The organism is Zongyangia hominis (assembly GCF_014385095.1).
In the GTDB taxonomy this organism is placed as follows: Bacteria; Bacillota; Clostridia; order Oscillospirales; family Ruminococcaceae; genus Zongyangia; species Zongyangia hominis.
Window position 1 is genome coordinate 35,313 of sequence record NZ_JACRTC010000003.1, and the last position, 15,564, is coordinate 50,876.

General features: G+C 55.5%; 27 protein-coding genes. 22 read left to right on the forward strand and 5 right to left on the reverse strand.

Going from position 1 to position 15,564, the window contains the following annotated elements:
* Positions 1 to 12 precede the first annotated feature (12 nt).
* The 22 genes from rpsQ (at position 13) to rplQ (ending at position 10,806) form a co-directional block, all read left to right on the forward strand.
* The gene (gene rpsQ / locus H8709_RS05425; protein ID WP_262397359.1) at positions 13 to 270 is read left to right on the forward strand and encodes a 30S ribosomal protein S17; all 258 of its coding nucleotides are present in this window, start codon (positions 13 to 15) and stop codon (positions 268 to 270) included.
* 33 nt (positions 271 to 303) lie between these two features.
* Positions 304 to 672, forward strand: coding sequence for a 50S ribosomal protein L14 (gene rplN, locus H8709_RS05430; protein ID WP_262397360.1), 369 nt, complete (start codon positions 304 to 306; stop codon positions 670 to 672).
* 15 nt (positions 673 to 687) lie between these two features.
* Entirely contained in the window at positions 688 to 1,011 is a 324-nt protein-coding gene (rplX, locus tag H8709_RS05435; RefSeq protein WP_262397361.1) for a 50S ribosomal protein L24, read from the forward strand.
* 16 nt (positions 1,012 to 1,027) lie between these two features.
* Positions 1,028 to 1,567 (forward strand): 50S ribosomal protein L5, encoded by a 540-nt coding sequence (gene rplE / locus H8709_RS05440; RefSeq protein ID WP_262397362.1) that lies wholly within the window; start codon positions 1,028 to 1,030, stop codon positions 1,565 to 1,567.
* Positions 1,568 to 1,579: 12 nt separating this feature from the next.
* Positions 1,580 to 1,765 carry a type Z 30S ribosomal protein S14 gene (locus H8709_RS05445; RefSeq protein WP_262397363.1) on the forward strand — a complete coding sequence of 62 codons (186 nt, stop codon included), beginning with the start codon at positions 1,580 to 1,582 and terminating at the stop codon, positions 1,763 to 1,765.
* 23 nt (positions 1,766 to 1,788) lie between these two features.
* Positions 1,789 to 2,187: a 30S ribosomal protein S8 gene (rpsH, locus tag H8709_RS05450; protein WP_262397364.1), complete on the forward strand. Its 399-nt coding sequence runs from the start codon at positions 1,789 to 1,791 to the stop codon at positions 2,185 to 2,187.
* Between the two features lie 15 nt (positions 2,188 to 2,202).
* Positions 2,203 to 2,748, forward strand: a complete 546-nt coding sequence (rplF, locus tag H8709_RS05455) for a 50S ribosomal protein L6 (RefSeq protein ID WP_262397365.1) — start codon at positions 2,203 to 2,205, stop codon at positions 2,746 to 2,748.
* Positions 2,749 to 2,767: 19 nt separating this feature from the next.
* Positions 2,768 to 3,127, forward strand: coding sequence for a 50S ribosomal protein L18 (gene rplR, locus H8709_RS05460; RefSeq protein WP_262397366.1), 360 nt, complete (start codon positions 2,768 to 2,770; stop codon positions 3,125 to 3,127).
* A gap of 38 nt (positions 3,128 to 3,165) precedes the next feature.
* Positions 3,166 to 3,642, forward strand: coding sequence for a 30S ribosomal protein S5 (gene rpsE / locus H8709_RS05465; protein ID WP_262397597.1), 477 nt, complete (start codon positions 3,166 to 3,168; stop codon positions 3,640 to 3,642).
* A 14-nt stretch (positions 3,643 to 3,656) separates the two neighbouring features.
* Entirely contained in the window at positions 3,657 to 3,836 is a 180-nt protein-coding gene (gene rpmD, locus H8709_RS05470; protein WP_262397367.1) for a 50S ribosomal protein L30, read from the forward strand.
* 62 nt (positions 3,837 to 3,898) lie between these two features.
* On the forward strand, positions 3,899 to 4,339 hold the full coding sequence (gene rplO, locus H8709_RS05475; protein WP_262397368.1) for a 50S ribosomal protein L15: 441 nt from the start codon (positions 3,899 to 3,901) through the stop codon (positions 4,337 to 4,339).
* Between the two features lies 1 nt (position 4,340).
* Positions 4,341 to 5,639 carry a preprotein translocase subunit SecY gene (gene secY, locus H8709_RS05480; RefSeq protein ID WP_262397369.1) on the forward strand — a complete coding sequence of 433 codons (1,299 nt, stop codon included), beginning with the start codon at positions 4,341 to 4,343 and terminating at the stop codon, positions 5,637 to 5,639.
* Between the two features lie 19 nt (positions 5,640 to 5,658).
* The gene (locus H8709_RS05485; protein WP_262397370.1) at positions 5,659 to 6,291 is read left to right on the forward strand and encodes an adenylate kinase; all 633 of its coding nucleotides are present in this window, start codon (positions 5,659 to 5,661) and stop codon (positions 6,289 to 6,291) included.
* Between the two features lies 1 nt (position 6,292).
* Complete coding sequence (gene map / locus H8709_RS05490; protein WP_262397371.1) at positions 6,293 to 7,042, forward strand: type I methionyl aminopeptidase; 750 nt, start codon at positions 6,293 to 6,295, stop codon at positions 7,040 to 7,042.
* Between the two features lie 15 nt (positions 7,043 to 7,057).
* Positions 7,058 to 7,330: a KOW domain-containing RNA-binding protein gene (locus tag H8709_RS05495; RefSeq protein ID WP_262397372.1), complete on the forward strand. Its 273-nt coding sequence runs from the start codon at positions 7,058 to 7,060 to the stop codon at positions 7,328 to 7,330.
* A gap of 31 nt (positions 7,331 to 7,361) precedes the next feature.
* Positions 7,362 to 7,580, forward strand: coding sequence for a translation initiation factor IF-1 (gene infA, locus H8709_RS05500; protein ID WP_191481396.1), 219 nt, complete (start codon positions 7,362 to 7,364; stop codon positions 7,578 to 7,580).
* A 34-nt stretch (positions 7,581 to 7,614) separates the two neighbouring features.
* Positions 7,615 to 7,728, forward strand: a complete 114-nt coding sequence (gene rpmJ / locus H8709_RS05505; protein WP_160209753.1) for a 50S ribosomal protein L36 — start codon at positions 7,615 to 7,617, stop codon at positions 7,726 to 7,728.
* Between the two features lie 93 nt (positions 7,729 to 7,821).
* The gene (rpsM, locus tag H8709_RS05510) at positions 7,822 to 8,190 is read left to right on the forward strand and encodes a 30S ribosomal protein S13 (RefSeq protein ID WP_262397373.1); all 369 of its coding nucleotides are present in this window, start codon (positions 7,822 to 7,824) and stop codon (positions 8,188 to 8,190) included.
* A gap of 19 nt (positions 8,191 to 8,209) precedes the next feature.
* The gene (rpsK, locus tag H8709_RS05515; RefSeq protein WP_262397374.1) at positions 8,210 to 8,608 is read left to right on the forward strand and encodes a 30S ribosomal protein S11; all 399 of its coding nucleotides are present in this window, start codon (positions 8,210 to 8,212) and stop codon (positions 8,606 to 8,608) included.
* Positions 8,609 to 8,781: 173 nt separating this feature from the next.
* Complete coding sequence (rpsD, locus tag H8709_RS05520; protein WP_262397375.1) at positions 8,782 to 9,408, forward strand: 30S ribosomal protein S4; 627 nt, start codon at positions 8,782 to 8,784, stop codon at positions 9,406 to 9,408.
* A gap of 72 nt (positions 9,409 to 9,480) precedes the next feature.
* Complete coding sequence (locus H8709_RS05525; RefSeq protein ID WP_262397376.1) at positions 9,481 to 10,431, forward strand: DNA-directed RNA polymerase subunit alpha; 951 nt, start codon at positions 9,481 to 9,483, stop codon at positions 10,429 to 10,431.
* 33 nt (positions 10,432 to 10,464) lie between these two features.
* Entirely contained in the window at positions 10,465 to 10,806 is a 342-nt protein-coding gene (gene rplQ, locus H8709_RS05530; protein WP_262397377.1) for a 50S ribosomal protein L17, read from the forward strand.
* Positions 10,807 to 11,077: 271 nt separating this feature from the next.
* Here rplQ and H8709_RS05535 read toward each other — a convergent pair whose 3' ends face one another.
* The 5 genes from H8709_RS05535 to nrdG form a co-directional block, all read right to left on the reverse strand.
* On the reverse strand, positions 11,078 to 12,670 hold the full coding sequence (locus H8709_RS05535) for a peptide ABC transporter substrate-binding protein (RefSeq protein ID WP_262397378.1): 1,593 nt from the start codon (positions 12,668 to 12,670) through the stop codon (positions 11,078 to 11,080).
* Positions 12,671 to 12,882: 212 nt separating this feature from the next.
* Positions 12,883 to 13,344 carry a GNAT family N-acetyltransferase gene (locus tag H8709_RS05540; protein WP_262397379.1) on the reverse strand — a complete coding sequence of 154 codons (462 nt, stop codon included), beginning with the start codon at positions 13,342 to 13,344 and terminating at the stop codon, positions 12,883 to 12,885.
* 12 nt (positions 13,345 to 13,356) lie between these two features.
* Positions 13,357 to 14,124, reverse strand: a complete 768-nt coding sequence (locus tag H8709_RS05545) for a sulfite exporter TauE/SafE family protein (RefSeq protein ID WP_262397380.1) — start codon at positions 14,122 to 14,124, stop codon at positions 13,357 to 13,359.
* The gene (locus tag H8709_RS05550; protein ID WP_262397381.1) at positions 14,114 to 14,563 is read right to left on the reverse strand and encodes a MarR family winged helix-turn-helix transcriptional regulator; all 450 of its coding nucleotides are present in this window, start codon (positions 14,561 to 14,563) and stop codon (positions 14,114 to 14,116) included. Before H8709_RS05550 ends, H8709_RS05545 begins: the two co-directional genes overlap by 11 nt.
* Positions 14,564 to 14,964: 401 nt before the next feature.
* The gene (nrdG, locus tag H8709_RS05555) at positions 14,965 to 15,489 is read right to left on the reverse strand and encodes an anaerobic ribonucleoside-triphosphate reductase activating protein (RefSeq protein ID WP_262397382.1); all 525 of its coding nucleotides are present in this window, start codon (positions 15,487 to 15,489) and stop codon (positions 14,965 to 14,967) included.
* Positions 15,490 to 15,564 lie beyond the last annotated feature (75 nt).

Consider the following 15,564-nt stretch of genomic DNA (forward strand, 5'->3'; position numbering starts at 1 on the left):
GAGGATGAAACTGTGAGCGAGAGAAACCTCAGAAAAACGAGGGTCGGCACTGTTGTCAGCGACAAGATGGACAAAACCGTCGTCATCGCCATCAAGGACAACGTCAAACACCCCCTTTATAAAAAGATCATCAAACGCACGGTGAAGCTGAAAGCCCACGACGAGGACAACGCCTGTGGTATCGGTGACAAGGTGCAGGTGATGGAAACCCGTCCCCTTTCCAAAGATAAAAGGTGGAGAGTTACAGCCATCATCGAGAAAGCGAAATAGTCAAACTGTCAAAGCCGAAAGGAGGAACGCTCTGTGATACAGATGCAGACCTATCTGAAGGTCGCCGACAACACCGGTGCAAAGGAACTCATGTGCATCCGTGTGCTGGGAGGCACCCGCAGAAGATACGCCAACATTGGCGATGTAGTGGTAGCTTCGGTTAAAAAAGCTGCACCCGGCGGCGTTGTCAAAAAAGGTGAAGTGGTCAAGGCAGTCATCGTCCGCTCTGCGAAGGGACTGCGCCGTGATGATGGATCCTACATCCGCTTCGATGAAAACGCGGCCGTTATTATAAGAGATGATAAAAACCCGAGGGGCACACGTATTTTTGGCCCGGTGGCGAGGGAACTCCGCGACAAGGATTACCTCAAGATTTTAAGCCTCGCCCCTGAGGTGCTGTAATGGAGGTGCTCTTAAGTGAATAAGATTCATGTCAAAAAGGGCGATACCGTTGTGGTCCTGTCCGGCAAGGATAAGGGCAAAAAGGGCAAAGTTATGGCAGTCAGCCCCGCTGAGCAGAAGGTCATCGTAGAGGGCATCAACATGGTCACGAAACATGTCAAGCCCCGCAAGATGGGCGAGCCCGGCGGCATTGTGAAGGCGGAAGGCGCCATGTATGCCAGCAAGGTACAGCTCGTTTGCCCGCGCTGCGGCAAACCCACCCGCATCGGACATAAGATTCTGGAAGACGGAACCAAGGTGCGGATGTGCAGAAATGAAAAATGCGGCGAGACTTTTTAAGTGAGGAGGAAAGAACATGGCTAGAATGAAAGATTTCTATCTGAAAGAAGTAGCCCCGGCAATGATGAAGAAGTTCGGCTACAAGAGCGTCATGCAGATCCCGAAGCTTGAAAAGATCGTCATCAACGTTGGTTGCGGCGAGGCCCGCGACAACCACAAGATCATCGAGGCAATCATTTCCGACCTTGGGAAGATCACCGGCCAGCGGCCCGTCGTCTGCAAGGCGAAGAAATCGGTTGCAAACTTCAAGCTCCGTGAAGGCATGGACATCGGTGCCAAAGTCACCCTGCGCGCCGACCGGATGTACGAGTTCCTGGACAGACTCTTCAACGTCGCGCTCCCGCGCGTCAGAGACTTCAGAGGCATCAACGCCAACTCCTTCGACGGACGCGGCAACTACTCCATGGGTCTCAAGGAGCAGCTTCTGTTCCCGGAAATTGAGTACGATAAAATTGATAAGGTCCGCGGTATGGACATCTGCTTTGTCACTACCGCTAAAACCGACGAGGAAGCCCGGGAGCTGTTAACGCTGATGGGCGCCCCGTTTGCGAAGTAAGGGGGAAGATTTGTGGCAAAGAAATCCATGATTATCAAACAGCAGAGAACGCCGAAGTTCTCTTCGAGAGCATATAACAGATGCAAAATCTGTGGCCGGCCACACGCCTATCTTCGCAAGTTCGGCATCTGCCGTATCTGCTTCAGGGAACTCGCCTACAAAGGCCAGATCCCGGGCGTGAAGAAGGCCAGCTGGTAAAAAGAGCAAAGGAGGTTGACGGCATGCAAATCACCGATACAATTGCCGATTTGCTGACCCGCATCAGAAATGCGAACTCAGCAAAACACGACACGGTGGATATCCCCGCTTCCAACATGAAGAAAGCGATCACGCAGATTCTTGTGGACGAGGGATATATCAAAGGCTTCCAGGTCATCGACGATGGTAAGCAAGGGATTATCCGTATTACCTTAAAATACGGTGAGAATAAATCACAGGTCATCACCGGCCTGCGCAGGGTTTCTAAACCCGGCCTGCGCATCTATACCAGCTGCGAGGATATGCCCAAGGTCATGAAAGGCCTCGGCATTGCGATTCTCTCCACATCCAAGGGCATCATGACCGACCGACAGGCCCGTAAGGAGAATGTTGGCGGCGAAGTCCTTGCATTTATTTGGTAAGGAGGTGCACAGGGAATGTCTCGTATAGGAAGAAAACCAATTGAAATTCCCGCGGGAGTCGACGTGAAAGTCAACGGTCAGGAAGTGGCGGTCAAGGGCCCGAAAGGCGCGCTGGACATGACGTTCCATCCCGAGATTGGAATTAAGCTGGAGGGCAACGAGATCATCGTATCCCGTCCTTCCGAGGATAAAATGCATAAGAGCCTGCATGGACTGACCAGAACCCTGATCGCCAACATGGTACAGGGCGTGACCACCGGCTTTTCGAAGGAGCTGGAGATCAACGGCGTCGGTTACCGTGCCGCGAAGCAGGGTAAAAACCTGGTCCTGACACTGGGTTACTCCCATCAGGTCATCGTGCCTGAAACCGATGGTATCACCATCGAAGTTCCTGCCCCGAACAAAGTCATTGTCCACGGCGCTGACAAACAGCGTGTGGGACAGTTTGCCGCCGAGATCCGCGAGAAACGTCCGCCGGAACCCTACAAGGGCAAGGGCATCAAGTATATCGACGAAGTGATCATCCGCAAGGAAGGCAAGGCCGGTAAGGGCAAGAAGTAATTAAAGGAGGGAAAAAGCAATGGTGACAAAGCCTGACAGCAACAAAGCAAGGCTTTTAAGACATCGCAGAGTGCGCGCTAAAATCAGCGGCACCGCGCAGCGTCCGCGCCTCAACGTATTCCGCTCCGCAAAACACATCTACGCCCAGATTATTGATGATGTGAAGGGAGTCACCTTAGTTAGCGCATCTTCGATGGACAAGGATTTTGAAGGTTTTGGCGGTAACAAAGAGGCTGCGAAAAAGGTCGGCATGGCCATTGGCAAAAAAGCAGTGGACGCGGGCATCACCGAAGTGGTGTTTGACCGCAGCGGATATATTTACCACGGCCGCATCAAAGAGCTGGCCGACGGCGCTCGTGAGAGCGGATTAAAATTCTAGGGAGGAGGATACTTTTGGCTAGAATCGACGGATCTACAATGGAACTCACTGAAAGAGTTGTATCCATCAACCGTGTATCCAAAACCGTCAAGGGCGGCCGTATTTTCAAATTCGCCGCGCTGGTCGTTGTGGGTGACGGCAACGGGATCGTAGGCTTTGGCATTGGCAAAGCGAGCGAAGTTCCGGATGCAATTCGCAAGGGAATCGAGGATGCTAAAAAGAACCTCATCAAGGTTTCCCTGAAAGGCACAACCATTCCTCATGAAATTATCGGCGCGTTTGGCGCTGGCCGCGTTCTGATGAAACCGGCCGCACCCGGTACCGGCGTAATCGCCGGCGGCCCGGTCCGTGCTGTCCTTGAGACTGCCGGCATCCGCGACATCCGTACCAAATGCCTGCGCTCGAATAACCCCTGCAACGTGGTGAGCGCAACCATGAACGGTCTGGCATCCCTGCGCGACGCCGAACAGGTGGCCGCCATCCGGGGCAAGACTGTGAAAGAAATTTTAGGTTAAGGGAGGGGATTATCATGGCAAACCTGAAGATTAAGCTCATCAGAAGCTTCGCGGGGAGAAAAGACGATCAAATCGCCACCGCCAAATCCCTGGGCCTTCGCAAAATCGGTGCACAGGTGATTCAGCCTGATAATGCAGCAACGAGAGGGAAAGTCGCTAAGATCTCCCACCTGGTCGAGGTAGAGGAAGCGTAAGCGGCCCCCATCCAACTGATAAAAAAGCAGGCAGAACAGCCTAGCAAGGAGGTGCGAACACGATGAAATTGCACGAGCTATCTCCGGCACCTGGTTCCGTAAAAGATGTCAAGCGCAAGGGCAGAGGTGCTGGTTCTGGAAACGGCAAAACAGCCGGTAAAGGCCATAAAGGCCAGAATGCACGTTCCGGCGGCGGCGTCAGACCTGGATTTGAAGGCGGTCAGATGCCCCTGCAGAGACGTGTCCCGAAGAGAGGCTTCAATAACATCTTCGCCACAAAGTATGCAGCCATCAATGTTTCCGCCCTGGAGCGGTTCGAGGACGGCGCGGTTGTGGATGAGAAGGCGATTATCGAGGCCGGTCTGATCAAAAAGCCCCTGGACGGTATCAAAATCCTGGGCAACGGTGAACTCACCAAAAAGCTGACAGTAAGCGTCGCTGCTTTCTCTGCTTCCGCAAAGCAGAAAATTGAAGCGGCGGGCGGAAAGGCCGAGGTGAAGTAGAGTGTTTGAAACCCTGAAAAATGCGTGGAAAATCGCTGATCTGAGGAAAAAGATTCTCTTTACCCTGCTCATCCTCTTACTGTTCCGGATTGGCTCCGCCATCCCGGTGCCATTCCTTAATCCCGCGGCCATCAAAGAGCTGATTTCCGGCTCCGGCAACCTGCTCGGTTACCTGGATGTACTGACCGGCGGCGCGCTGGGCAAGGCGACCATCTTCGCCATGTCCATCACCCCCTACATCACATCCTCCATCGTCATCCAGCTTTTGACCATCGCCATCCCGGCCTTGGAAAGAATGGCCAAGGAAGGCGAGGACGGCCGCAAAAAGATCAACAAAATCACCCGTTATACCACCGTGGGCCTGGCCCTCATTCAGGCCATCGCCTACTATATCATGCTGAGAAACACCTCCGGTGTTGTCCAGTACCGCTCCGGCTTCGCCGGCTGGTTCGCGGCCATCGTCATCGTTCTCGCTTTCACCGCCGGTACAGCTTTGGTTGTCTGGTTGGGTGAGCAGATCAATGAGCGTGGCATCGGCAACGGTATTTCCATCATCCTGTTTGCCGGTATCCTTTCCCGCGGTCCCCAGATGGTTTCCCAGATGATGGCGTATCTGGAGCTCGCGAAAAACGGCCAGACCAAGTACTACTTCATGGTGCCGCTGGTCATCGTGATCTTCTTAGTGGTTATCGCCTTCATCGTGCTGATGACCAACGCCGAGCGGAGAATCCCGGTGCAGTACGCCAAGCGCGTCGTGGGACGCAAGCAGTACGGCGGACAGTCCAGCCACATTCCCATCAAGGTCAACATGTCCGGTGTTATGCCCATCATCTTCGCCAGCTCCCTGCTGGCAATCCCGGGCACCATCAAGGCGTTTGTTGATCCCAGCGCAACCAGCTTCTGGGGCAAATTCCTGGGCGCTTTCGACTACAATAAGCCGGTTTACGCGATCCTCTATTTCCTGCTGATCATCGCGTTTAACTACTTCTATGTGGCCGTTCAGTATAACCCCATTGAAATTTCCAACAATATCCGCAAGAACAACGGCACGGTGCCCGGACTTCGTCCCGGCAAGCCGACGTCCGACTTCATCGCGCGGATTATCAGCAAAATCACCCTCATCGGCGCGCTCTTCCTGGGACTGGTCGCCATCCTGCCCATCGTCTTCGGTGCGGTGAGCGGCATGAACATCGCCCTGGGCGGTACGACAGTTCTGATTATCGTGGGCGTCGCCATCGATACCATGAGACAGATGGAATCGCAGATGATGATGCGTCACTACAAGGGCTTCCTTGAATAGCGAAAAGGAGGATATGGTTATGAAGCTGATTCTTCTCGGCGCCCCGGGTGCCGGCAAGGGCACACAGGCGGAGATGATCTGTGATCACCTCCACATTCCGGCAATCAGTACCGGAAACATCATTCGTGAAGCACTGAAGAACGAAACCGAGATGGGGCTCAAAGCCAAATCCTACATGGAAGCCGGCACCTTGGTCCCCGACGACGTGGTCATCGGCATCATCCGGGAGAGACTCAGTCAGGACGACTGCCAAAACGGCTTCATCCTGGACGGATTCCCCCGCACCGTCGTGCAGGCCCAGGCCCTCGACGAGATGGGTGTGGAGATCGACCGGGTGGTGAACATCGAGGTTTCCGACGAGGACATCGAAAAGAGGCTGTCCGGCCGCCGGGTCTGCGAGAGCTGCGGCACTTCCTACCATCTGTTGTACAAAGCCCCCAAGAACGAGGGCCTGTGCGACAAATGCGGCGGGAAGCTGATCATCCGCAAGGACGACCAGCCCGAGACCATCCGGGACCGGCTGAAGGTCTACCACGAGCAGACCGAGCCCCTCAAAGATTTCTATGCGCAAAAGGGCAAGCTCCGCACGGTCATCGGCCAGGAAGAGGTCGCGGATACAACCAGACTGACCCTGAAAGCCCTGGAGGACTGACATGATTGTGCTGAAAACGGCGCGGGAGCTGGAGCTCATGCGCGAGGCGGGCAGGATTTCCGCCATGGCCCTGCAGGTGGCCGGGGAACATATCAAACCTGGCGTCACCACCAAGGAGATCGACACCATAGTCCATGATTACATCGTGGGCGAGGGCGCGATCCCGTCCTTCTTGGGCTACGGCGGGTTTCCGGGCAGCGCCTGTATTTCCATCAACAACGAGGTCATCCACGGCATCCCGAAAAAGACCAAAGTGATTCAGCCCGGCGACATCGTCAGTGTGGACGTGGGTGCCTGCATCCACGGCTTTCACGGCGACAACGCCTTCACCTTCCCGGTGGGCGAAATCAGTGAGGAAGCGCAGCGGTTACTGGATGTAACCAGACAGAGCCTGGAGCTTGGCGTCAAAGCTGCTGTTGCCGGCAATCGGATCGGCGACATCGGCCATGCGGTCCAAACCTATGTGGAGGCAAACGGCATGGCGGTCGTCAAGAAATATGTCGGTCACGGCGTCGGCGAACACCTGCACGAGTCCCCGGATGTGCCCAACTTCGGCCGACCCGGGCGGGGCGCTAGGCTGGTTCCCGGCATGACCATCGCCATCGAACCCATGGTAAACGCCGTGGGGGAGAACGTCAGGGTGCTGGCGGACGACTGGACAACAGTGACTGTGAGCGGCAGCCTGTCGGCGCATTTTGAATATACCATCGCCATCACAGAAAATGGTCCGGTGGTGTTGACCCGTCCATAAACTGGGAGGGACAAAATGAAAGTAACGAAAGGCTGTGTCGTGAAGTCCATGGCGGGACACGACGGCGGAAGGTTCTACTTGGTTTTGGAAGTGAGGGACGGCTTTGCCACCATTGCCGACGGCAAGGAGCGCAAGCTGGAAAGGCCCAAACGGAAAAACCTGCGGCACTTAGCGCCGACGAACAAGGTTCTGGATGTGGAAACGCTGACCACCAACAATCAACTCAGGCGTGCTCTGCGGGAGTATAACGGCCCGCTGGACGCTCCCCAAAAGATGGGAGAGCAGTGAGCCGCCCGTCACCTGCGAGGGAGGTATTCGCTTGTCGAAAGACGATGTAATCGAGATTGAGGGTACCGTACTGGAAGCCCTGCCCAACGCGACGTTCCAGGTGGAGCTGCAGAACGGTCATAAAATTCTGGCCCATATCTCAGGCAAGCTGCGGATGAACTTTATCCGCATTCTGCCCGGGGATAAGGTGACGGTCGAGATGTCACCCTACGACCTGACCAAGGGACGCATCACCTGGCGTTCCAAATAGCCCCGACTGGGCCCGAAACAAGGAGGTATTTCAAATGAAAGTCAGACCTTCCGTGAAGCCTATTTGCGAGAAATGCAAAGTCATCAAACGCAAGGGGCGGATCATGGTAATATGCTCTAACCCCAAACACAAACAGCGCCAGGGCTAATCCCGGCGTGTAACGGGTAAGATTCCGGAGAGGAAAACGCTCCGGGCGTATCAATACTTTTTGTAAAAGTATAGAAGGAGGTGCAACAGTTATATGGCTCGTATAGCTGGTGTGGACCTGCCGAGAGAGAAGCGGGTCGAGATTGGCCTTACCTATATTTATGGTATCGGCCGCAAAAAAGCTCAGGACATTATCGAAGCAACCGGCGTCAACCCTGACACAAGAGTCAGAGACCTCAGCGAGGACGACGTCTCCAAACTGCGTGAATACATCGACCACAATCTGCAGGTGGAAGGTGATCTGCGCCGCGAGGTTGCGCTGAACATCAAGAGACTGGTGGAAATCGGATGCTACCGGGGTGTTCGTCATAGAAAGGGCCTGCCCGTCAGAGGACAGCGTTCCAAGACCAACGCCAGAACCCGCAAGGGTCCGAAGAAGACCATCGCCAACAAGAAAAAATAACTAGGGAGGGATAAGAGAGATGGCAAAAGCAACAGCGAAAAAGGCCACTCGCCGGCGTCGTGAACGCAAAAATATTGAACGTGGCGCCGCACATATCCAGTCCACCTTCAACAATACCATTGTGACCATTACCGACACACAGGGCAATGCCCTTTCGTGGGCAAGCGCGGGCGGACTTGGATTCAGAGGCTCCAGAAAATCGACCCCGTTTGCAGCGCAGACCGCAGCGGAGACCGCTGCCAAAGCCGCTATGGAGCATGGGCTGAAATCGGTGGAAGTATATGTCAAAGGTCCGGGCGCTGGACGTGAGGCCGCAATCCGCGCTTTGCAGGCTGCGGGACTGGAAGTCAACATGATCAAAGACGTGACCCCGATCCCTCACAATGGATGCCGCCCGCCCAAGAGACGGCGTGTATAATCACACAGCGTGCTGTGTAAGTTCCGCTCTCGGCCCCGGTTTCCCGGTAAGGCCGTGATGAGCGCAAAGCGTGCCGGTGGAAGGCATGCGTTTCGATTCGCAGGCTTGCGCAATGCAGGCCCAGGGCGGGGCGAGCCCGTCTCGAATCGGTATTTTACAGGAGGTGTAACCATATGGCAAGATATACTGGAGCGGTTTGCAGACTGTGCCGTCGCGAGGGCCAGAAGCTCTTTTTGAAGGGCGAGAGATGCTACTCCGATAAATGTGGCATTGTCCGCAGAAGCTACGCTCCCGGCCAGCATGGCCAAGGCCGCAAGAAGACCTCAGAGTATGGTCTGCAGCTGCGGGAAAAACAGAAAGCAAGACGCTTTTACGGCGTTTTGGAAGGCCAGTTCGCGAAATATTTCGACATGGCCGAGCGCAAACAGGGCGTGACCGGTGAAAACCTGCTCCGCATCCTGGAAAGCCGTATCGACAATGTGGCATACCGCTGCGGTTTTGCTTCTTCTAGAAAAGAAGCGAGACAGCTGGTGCGTCACGGCCACTTTACTGTGAACGGCAAGAAAGTGAATATCCCCTCTTACCTGCTCAAAGCCGGCGACGTCATCGCGATTGCCAATAAGAGCAAGGCGAGTGAAAAATTCAAAGCGGTCATCGAGGCAAACTCCGCCAAGCCCGTTCCCAAGTGGCTGGACGTGGACCGTCAGAATTCCCAGGCGACCGTCGTAGAGCTGCCCCAGCGTGAGGATATCGACCTCGAGGTTGAGGAGCATCTCATCGTCGAGTTGTACTCCAAGTAATGCCCGGCACATCGGCAAAGGAAGACGAAAAACACGGGTCCTGCTGGGCCTGTCCTACTAGGAGGGTTATGAATGATAGAAATTGAGAAGCCAAGAATTGAGACGGCGGATATGAAGTCTGACGGGACTTATGGCAAATTTATCGTTGAGCCTCTCGAGCGCGGCTTTGGTACAACGTTAGGTAACAGCCTACGGCGTGTGCTGCTCTCCTCGCTTCCTGGTGTTGCCGTCACATCTGTCAAGATTGACGGTATTCAACATGAATTTTCAACGATTCCCGGGGTGAAAGAGGACGTCACGGAGATCATCCTCAACATCAAAGGATTGACGGCCAAGCTTTACAGCGACGGCCCGAAGGTTGTCTGCATCGAAGCGGAGGGCGAGTGCGAAGTCACCGCCGGATCCATCAAAGCGGACAGCGAAGTGGAAATTCTTGACCCGAGTATGCATATTGCTTCTCTGGGAGCCGGCGCAAAGCTCTACATGGAAATCACGCTGGACAAAGGCCGCGGCTACGTGGCGGCGGAGCGCAACAAGCAGACGCTCCAGACAGCGATCGGCGTGATTCCGGTGGACAGCATCTATACGCCGGTGCTCAAGGTCAACTATACCGTGGAAAATACGCGTGTCGGCCAGATTACCGACTACGACAAATTGACAATTGAGGTATGGACCGACGGAACCATTTCCGCCAAGGAAGCCGTATCTCTTGCAGCCAAGGTCCTCAACGAGCATCTCAACTTGTTCGTTGACCTGTCCGATGAAGTCTATCGCACTGAAATCATGGTGGAGAAAGACGATAACGGAAAAGAGAAGGTCCTTGAGATGACCATTGAAGAACTTGACCTGTCTGTGCGCTCCTTCAACTGCCTCAAGCGCGCGGGCATCAACACGGTGGAAGACCTTATCAATAAATCTGAGGAAGATATGATGAAAGTACGAAACCTCGGCAGGAAGAGTCTTGAAGAGGTGATCAGCAAACTCAACTCCCTGGGCTTTAATCTGAGCAAGGAAGAGGAATAGTTTGCAAACAACCAGGTAAAGGAGTGAATTTCGATGCCAGGTACACGGAAACTCGGCAGAACCTCTGACCACAGAAAGGCGATGCTGCGTGCCATGGTAACCTATCTGCTGGAAAAAGGCAAGATTGAGACCACGGTCACCAGAGCCAAAGAGGTTCGGTCCATGGCTGAGAAAATGATTACAACCGCGAAACAGGACAATCTCCACTCCAAGCGTCAGGTCTATTCCTTCATCACGAAGGAGAGCGTGGCCAAGAAAGTGTTCGACGAGATTGCGCCCAACTATAAAGAGAAAAACGGCGGATATACCAGAATTATCAAGATCGGCCCGCGCCGCGGCGACGCTGCGGAAATGGCCATCATCGAGCTGGTGTAATCAAAAGGCCAAGGTATGAAAAAAGCAGCCGCTACAAGCGGCTGCTTTTTTTATAGACAACGCGGGCGACGCGATGGTTTCGGTAAAGCCCCAAGTCGGGTCATCCCGTCCCGGCAGGGATCGGCATCCTCCGCCGTCAGGCGGCGGTGCAGGATAACGCGCTCTGATGCAATGGCGGTGTCAACGCGGGCGACAGAGCAATGGTTTCAGTTAAGCCCCAAGTCGCGTCATCCCGTCCCGGCAGGGACCGGCATCCTCCGCCGTCAGGCGGTTAGGCGGGCTTGCGGGCGTATTTGAAGTGAATCTGGCCGGAGAAGGGGGAGAAGCTGATGCCGGTGACCTCCTCGCCGGTAGCATAGCTGGAGGTCTGGAAGTACATGGGCACCACAATACAGTCATTGAGGAGGAGCTGTTCGGCCTGGGCGAAGGCATTGGCCTTGGAGACGATGTCGGTGCTCTCCAGCGCCGCGTTAAGAGCAGACGTAAAACCGGCGCTCTGATAGCCGTAGTAGTTTTGCTTGGAGGTGGCAAGGAAATTGTTGAGCAGGCTGTCCGGCGCGTCGTAGCCCGCTTTGAGGGGGATGAGCGCCATCTCAAAGCTGCCGGACTCCACCTTTTCGCTGACTTCGCTCAAAGGGAGGGGCTCAATATTTAGGTAGGAGGACAAATCGTCCTTCCAATTTTTCTGCATGAGGCTCAGCGCCAGGTTGTGAGGCGGTTCGTCTGGATAAATGATGTTGGTCTTGGGCAGCTTCTCCAAGCCCAGCTCGGCGAGGCCCGCATTCAGACAGCTCTTGGCGGCCGCCGGGTCGTAGCCATACATCAGGTCCTTGCCAGCCACCGAGCGGTAGGAACGGTCAAGCATGTTGACGGCGTTGGGAATGAGAGCATCCGCGAAGGACATATAGCTGGGCAGCACCTCGATGCAGGTGGAACGGTTCATGGCATAGGAAATTGCTTTGCGAATGTTGGCGTTTTGGAAGACTTCATTTTTCCCGTTAAAAGCCAGAACCCATACCGTGTCCTCAAAGCTGTCGTAACTGAGGCCCTTTTTGGTGACGGCCTCCAACTGATCGGCCGTCACCGGCATGGCGTCGATATTGCCGTCCAGAAGGCGGTTTAAATCCAGCGCTTCCTTGATATAGAAGGTCACGCCGCCTGCGATCGCCGGCTTTTCGGACATGTAGTGGCTGTTTTGCCGTAGGGACACATATTCGTCGTGAGACCACTTGCGGATAAAGAAAGGCCCGTTATAAAGAAGCATATCCGCGTCCAGTCCATAGCGACCCTTGGTGGAGAGAAAAAACTTCTCGTTGCAGGGGACGGCCGCGGAAGAAGCCATCAGGGTGGGGAAATAGGGATTGGGATACCCGAGGGTTACTTCCAAGGTGTGGGCATCAATGACCTGCACCCCCAAAGCGTCCATCTGCGCGGCGCCGTTATAGATGGCCTCGGCGTTTTTGACGCAGAAGAAGGAGTGGGCATGGGGGGAATGGGTGTTGGGGTCCACAATGCGCTGGAGGGCAAACTGGAAGTCGGCGGCGGTGACCGGGGTGCCGTCCGACCACTGGGCGTCGTCCCGGAGATGAAAGGTGTAGATTAAATTGTCGCTGGACACCTCGTACCGCTCTGCTACCCCCTGGGCAATTTGGTTGTCCTCATCCAGGGTGAGCAGCCCCTCAAAGGCGTTTTCAATGACCAACATGGACTCGTGATCCCCGGCAAGTTGCGGGTCCAGATTGGTGGGCTCCGCCACAATGTCATATCGAAAAATCTGTCCGGCCGTCTTGTCCCGGGAGCACCCGGTGAGCGGCGCGCACAACAGAGCGGCGGACAGGATCAGTACAATGATTTTTTTAAACACAATGGTTCTCCTATGAAAAACATCGCCCGAAAGCGATGGAATATGTCAAGATTACTTTCTTAGTGTAGCATGGGAGACAGAGGGAATCAACGCTATCACAAAAATTTCAAAGAATCTTAAAAATAAGACTTGTATTCCTAGCATATTCCAAAAGGAGCGCCATCATACGAAGAAAACAAAGAAAACGGACAGGAATTTTCCTGTCCGTTTTTTTACCGCGCTGGGTTCTTCTTTTGCATGACAAAATTGGTCAGCCGCTCCTTCCCACGCCGCACCTGTTGTTCCTCCACGAGAAGATAGCCCCGGCGAAGGAAAAAAGGCTTTGCCGTGATGGAAGCGTGGGTCGTGATCATTTCCGAGGAAACGGCGCGCTCTAATGCGTCGCAGATGGCGCTTCCGATGCCACGGCCCTGTGCATCCTTGTGGACAAAGAGCCGGTCCAGATAGCCGGTGGCGTCCATGTCCCCGAAGCCCACAATGATTCCGTTTTCTTCCGCGACAACAGTGTAGTGCTCCAGAAAGGAACGGTTCCAGGCGTCCAGGTCCACGCTGCTCCCGGTCCAGGCGTCCAACTCCGCCGGGGTGTAGTCGCGGGCGTTGACCGAATGGACCGTGCCGTAAAAGAGGGCCGCGAGCTGAGCGCAGTCGGCGGGCTGATAGCTTCTAAGAATCATAGAAAGGCTCCTTTAGAGGAATTTGACGGCGATGATGGAGACGCCCAACAGGGAGAGGACCACGCCGGTGGCCCGGTTGAGGACGATGGGGCTCGCTTTATTGGCGAATTTAGCGGCGATTCTGGCCCAGAGGAGGGTGGAAAGGACGCAGAAAATGAGGGACCAAAGGTCGGGCGCGCCGCCGATGGCAAAGTGGCTGACAGCGCCGGTGAGGGCGGTGAAGGACATGATGAAGACGCTGGTCCCCACGGCGGTTTTGAGCTCATAGCCCAGGACGCTGGTGAGGATGAGGAGCATCATCATGCCGCCGCCCGCGCCCACAAAGCCGCAGATAAGGCCGATGAGGACGCCGCAGGCCACCGACTGTACAAAGCGTTTGCGGGGGCTCACGCCCAGCATGGATTCCTTGGTGGTCATGACGGGTCGGACGATAAACTTGATGCCGAGAAGGAGGGTCATGAAGACGGAGAAGCCGCCCATAGCGGTGTTGGGGATTAAACTGGCAACCCAGCTTCCCACCAGGGTGAAGCAGAGGACGGACACCATCATGACCAGGCCGTTTTTGATGTCCAGATTTTTATTTTTCCCATAAGTGTAGGCGCTGACGGCGCTGGCGAGCACGTCGCTTGCCAGCGCGATGCCCACGGCCTCGTAAGCGGGCATGCCCAGAAAGGTGATGAGCATGGGACTGATGACGGCCGCCGCGCTCATGCCGGCGAAGCCTGTTCCCAATCCGGCGCCGATGCCGGCAATAAAACAGATGAGCAGTTTATATAACATCAAAAGTACCCCCTTGCAGCGCGCTCCTGGCATTGCCTGTAATTTTTATGAGGGCGCTTTCCATGGCCTCTGCTTCCTCTTTGGAAAACCCCGCTAAAATGGCGGAAAAGAAGCGCTGCTGTGCCTGCTGCCCCTCCTCGATAATGGGCACGGCGGCGGGCAAGGGCCGCAGATGAACCAGCTTCTTATTCTCCCCTTGAAAGGAGCGCGCCAAATATCCCCGCCGCGCCAGACCTGCGATGGAAGTGGACACATGGGATTTGGTCAGCTTCCGGCGCTCCACAATATCAGTGGCTGTATCAAAGGGCGGGTTGTTGGACAGAAAAAGCAGGATGTCCAGTTCCATCCGCGTGATGCCGTGCCGCCGCGCCACCGGCTCTACCGCCTGGTCGTACAGGCGCTTGAGGAGGGAGAGACTGTCCCAAAATTCATAGAGCAACGGTTACACCTCCAATTAGTTCTATTTAGAACAATATGGATAGCATACACCCTTTTTCCTCTTCTGTCAACCACCATCTGCGGGCGGACAGTGTCCTCTGCCACATCGCGCTGTAACCCATTCGCAACGGCAATGCGAGAATCGCGGCGGTGTTGCGAAGGAATCCCAGGGCGCGACAACCCCGCCGGTAGGCGCGCGGGTGTCGCGGCAGTGTTGCGAAGGAATCCCAGGGCGCGACAACCCCGCCGGTAGGCGCGCAGGTGTCGCGGCAGTGTTGCGAAGGAATCCCAGGGCGCGACAACCCCGCCGGTAGGCGCGCAGGTGTCGCGGCAGTGTTGCGAAGGAATCCCAGGGCGCGACAACCCCGCCGGTAGGCGCGCGATTTCCCGCCCCGGTAGGTGCTAGAAGTTGTGGAGGACGATTTCCCCCTGGGTGAGGGAGGGCGCCACCTCAATGGCCCGCTGATTCCTGCTGCCCCGGAAGGGCGCGTCCAGGGTGCGCTCCTCCTGTAGGAAGGGCCCGTCCATCAATATATCACACTGTTCCAGCAAATCACGGGCAAATGGGTCGGAAAGCTGTAAAATCTGCTCAAATGTATACCCGCTGTATATATAAATATTCAGTCCCAGGGCTTTCACCTCCCGGCAGAGGGCGGCAAGTGCCTCGCATTGGCAGAAGGGTTCCCCGCCGCTGAGGGTCACCCCTTGGAGCAAGGGGTTCTTTTTGACCTCCGCCACGATCTTGTCGATGGGACAATCAAAGCCCCCCTCGAAGTCGTGGGTCTGGGGGTTGTGGCACCCGGGGCAGTGGTGGGGGCAGCCCTGGACAAAGACGGTGAAACGCAGCCCCGGCCCGTCCACGATGGATTCCTTGATGACCCCCGCCAGGCGCAGGGTGCGGTTTTCACAGGAGACTGATGCGGACATTGTTTTTTCCTCCCATTTTTAAAGATGCCCGATGGGCACAAAAGGTACGCCCCGCACAGCAGGCGGGGCGTCCAT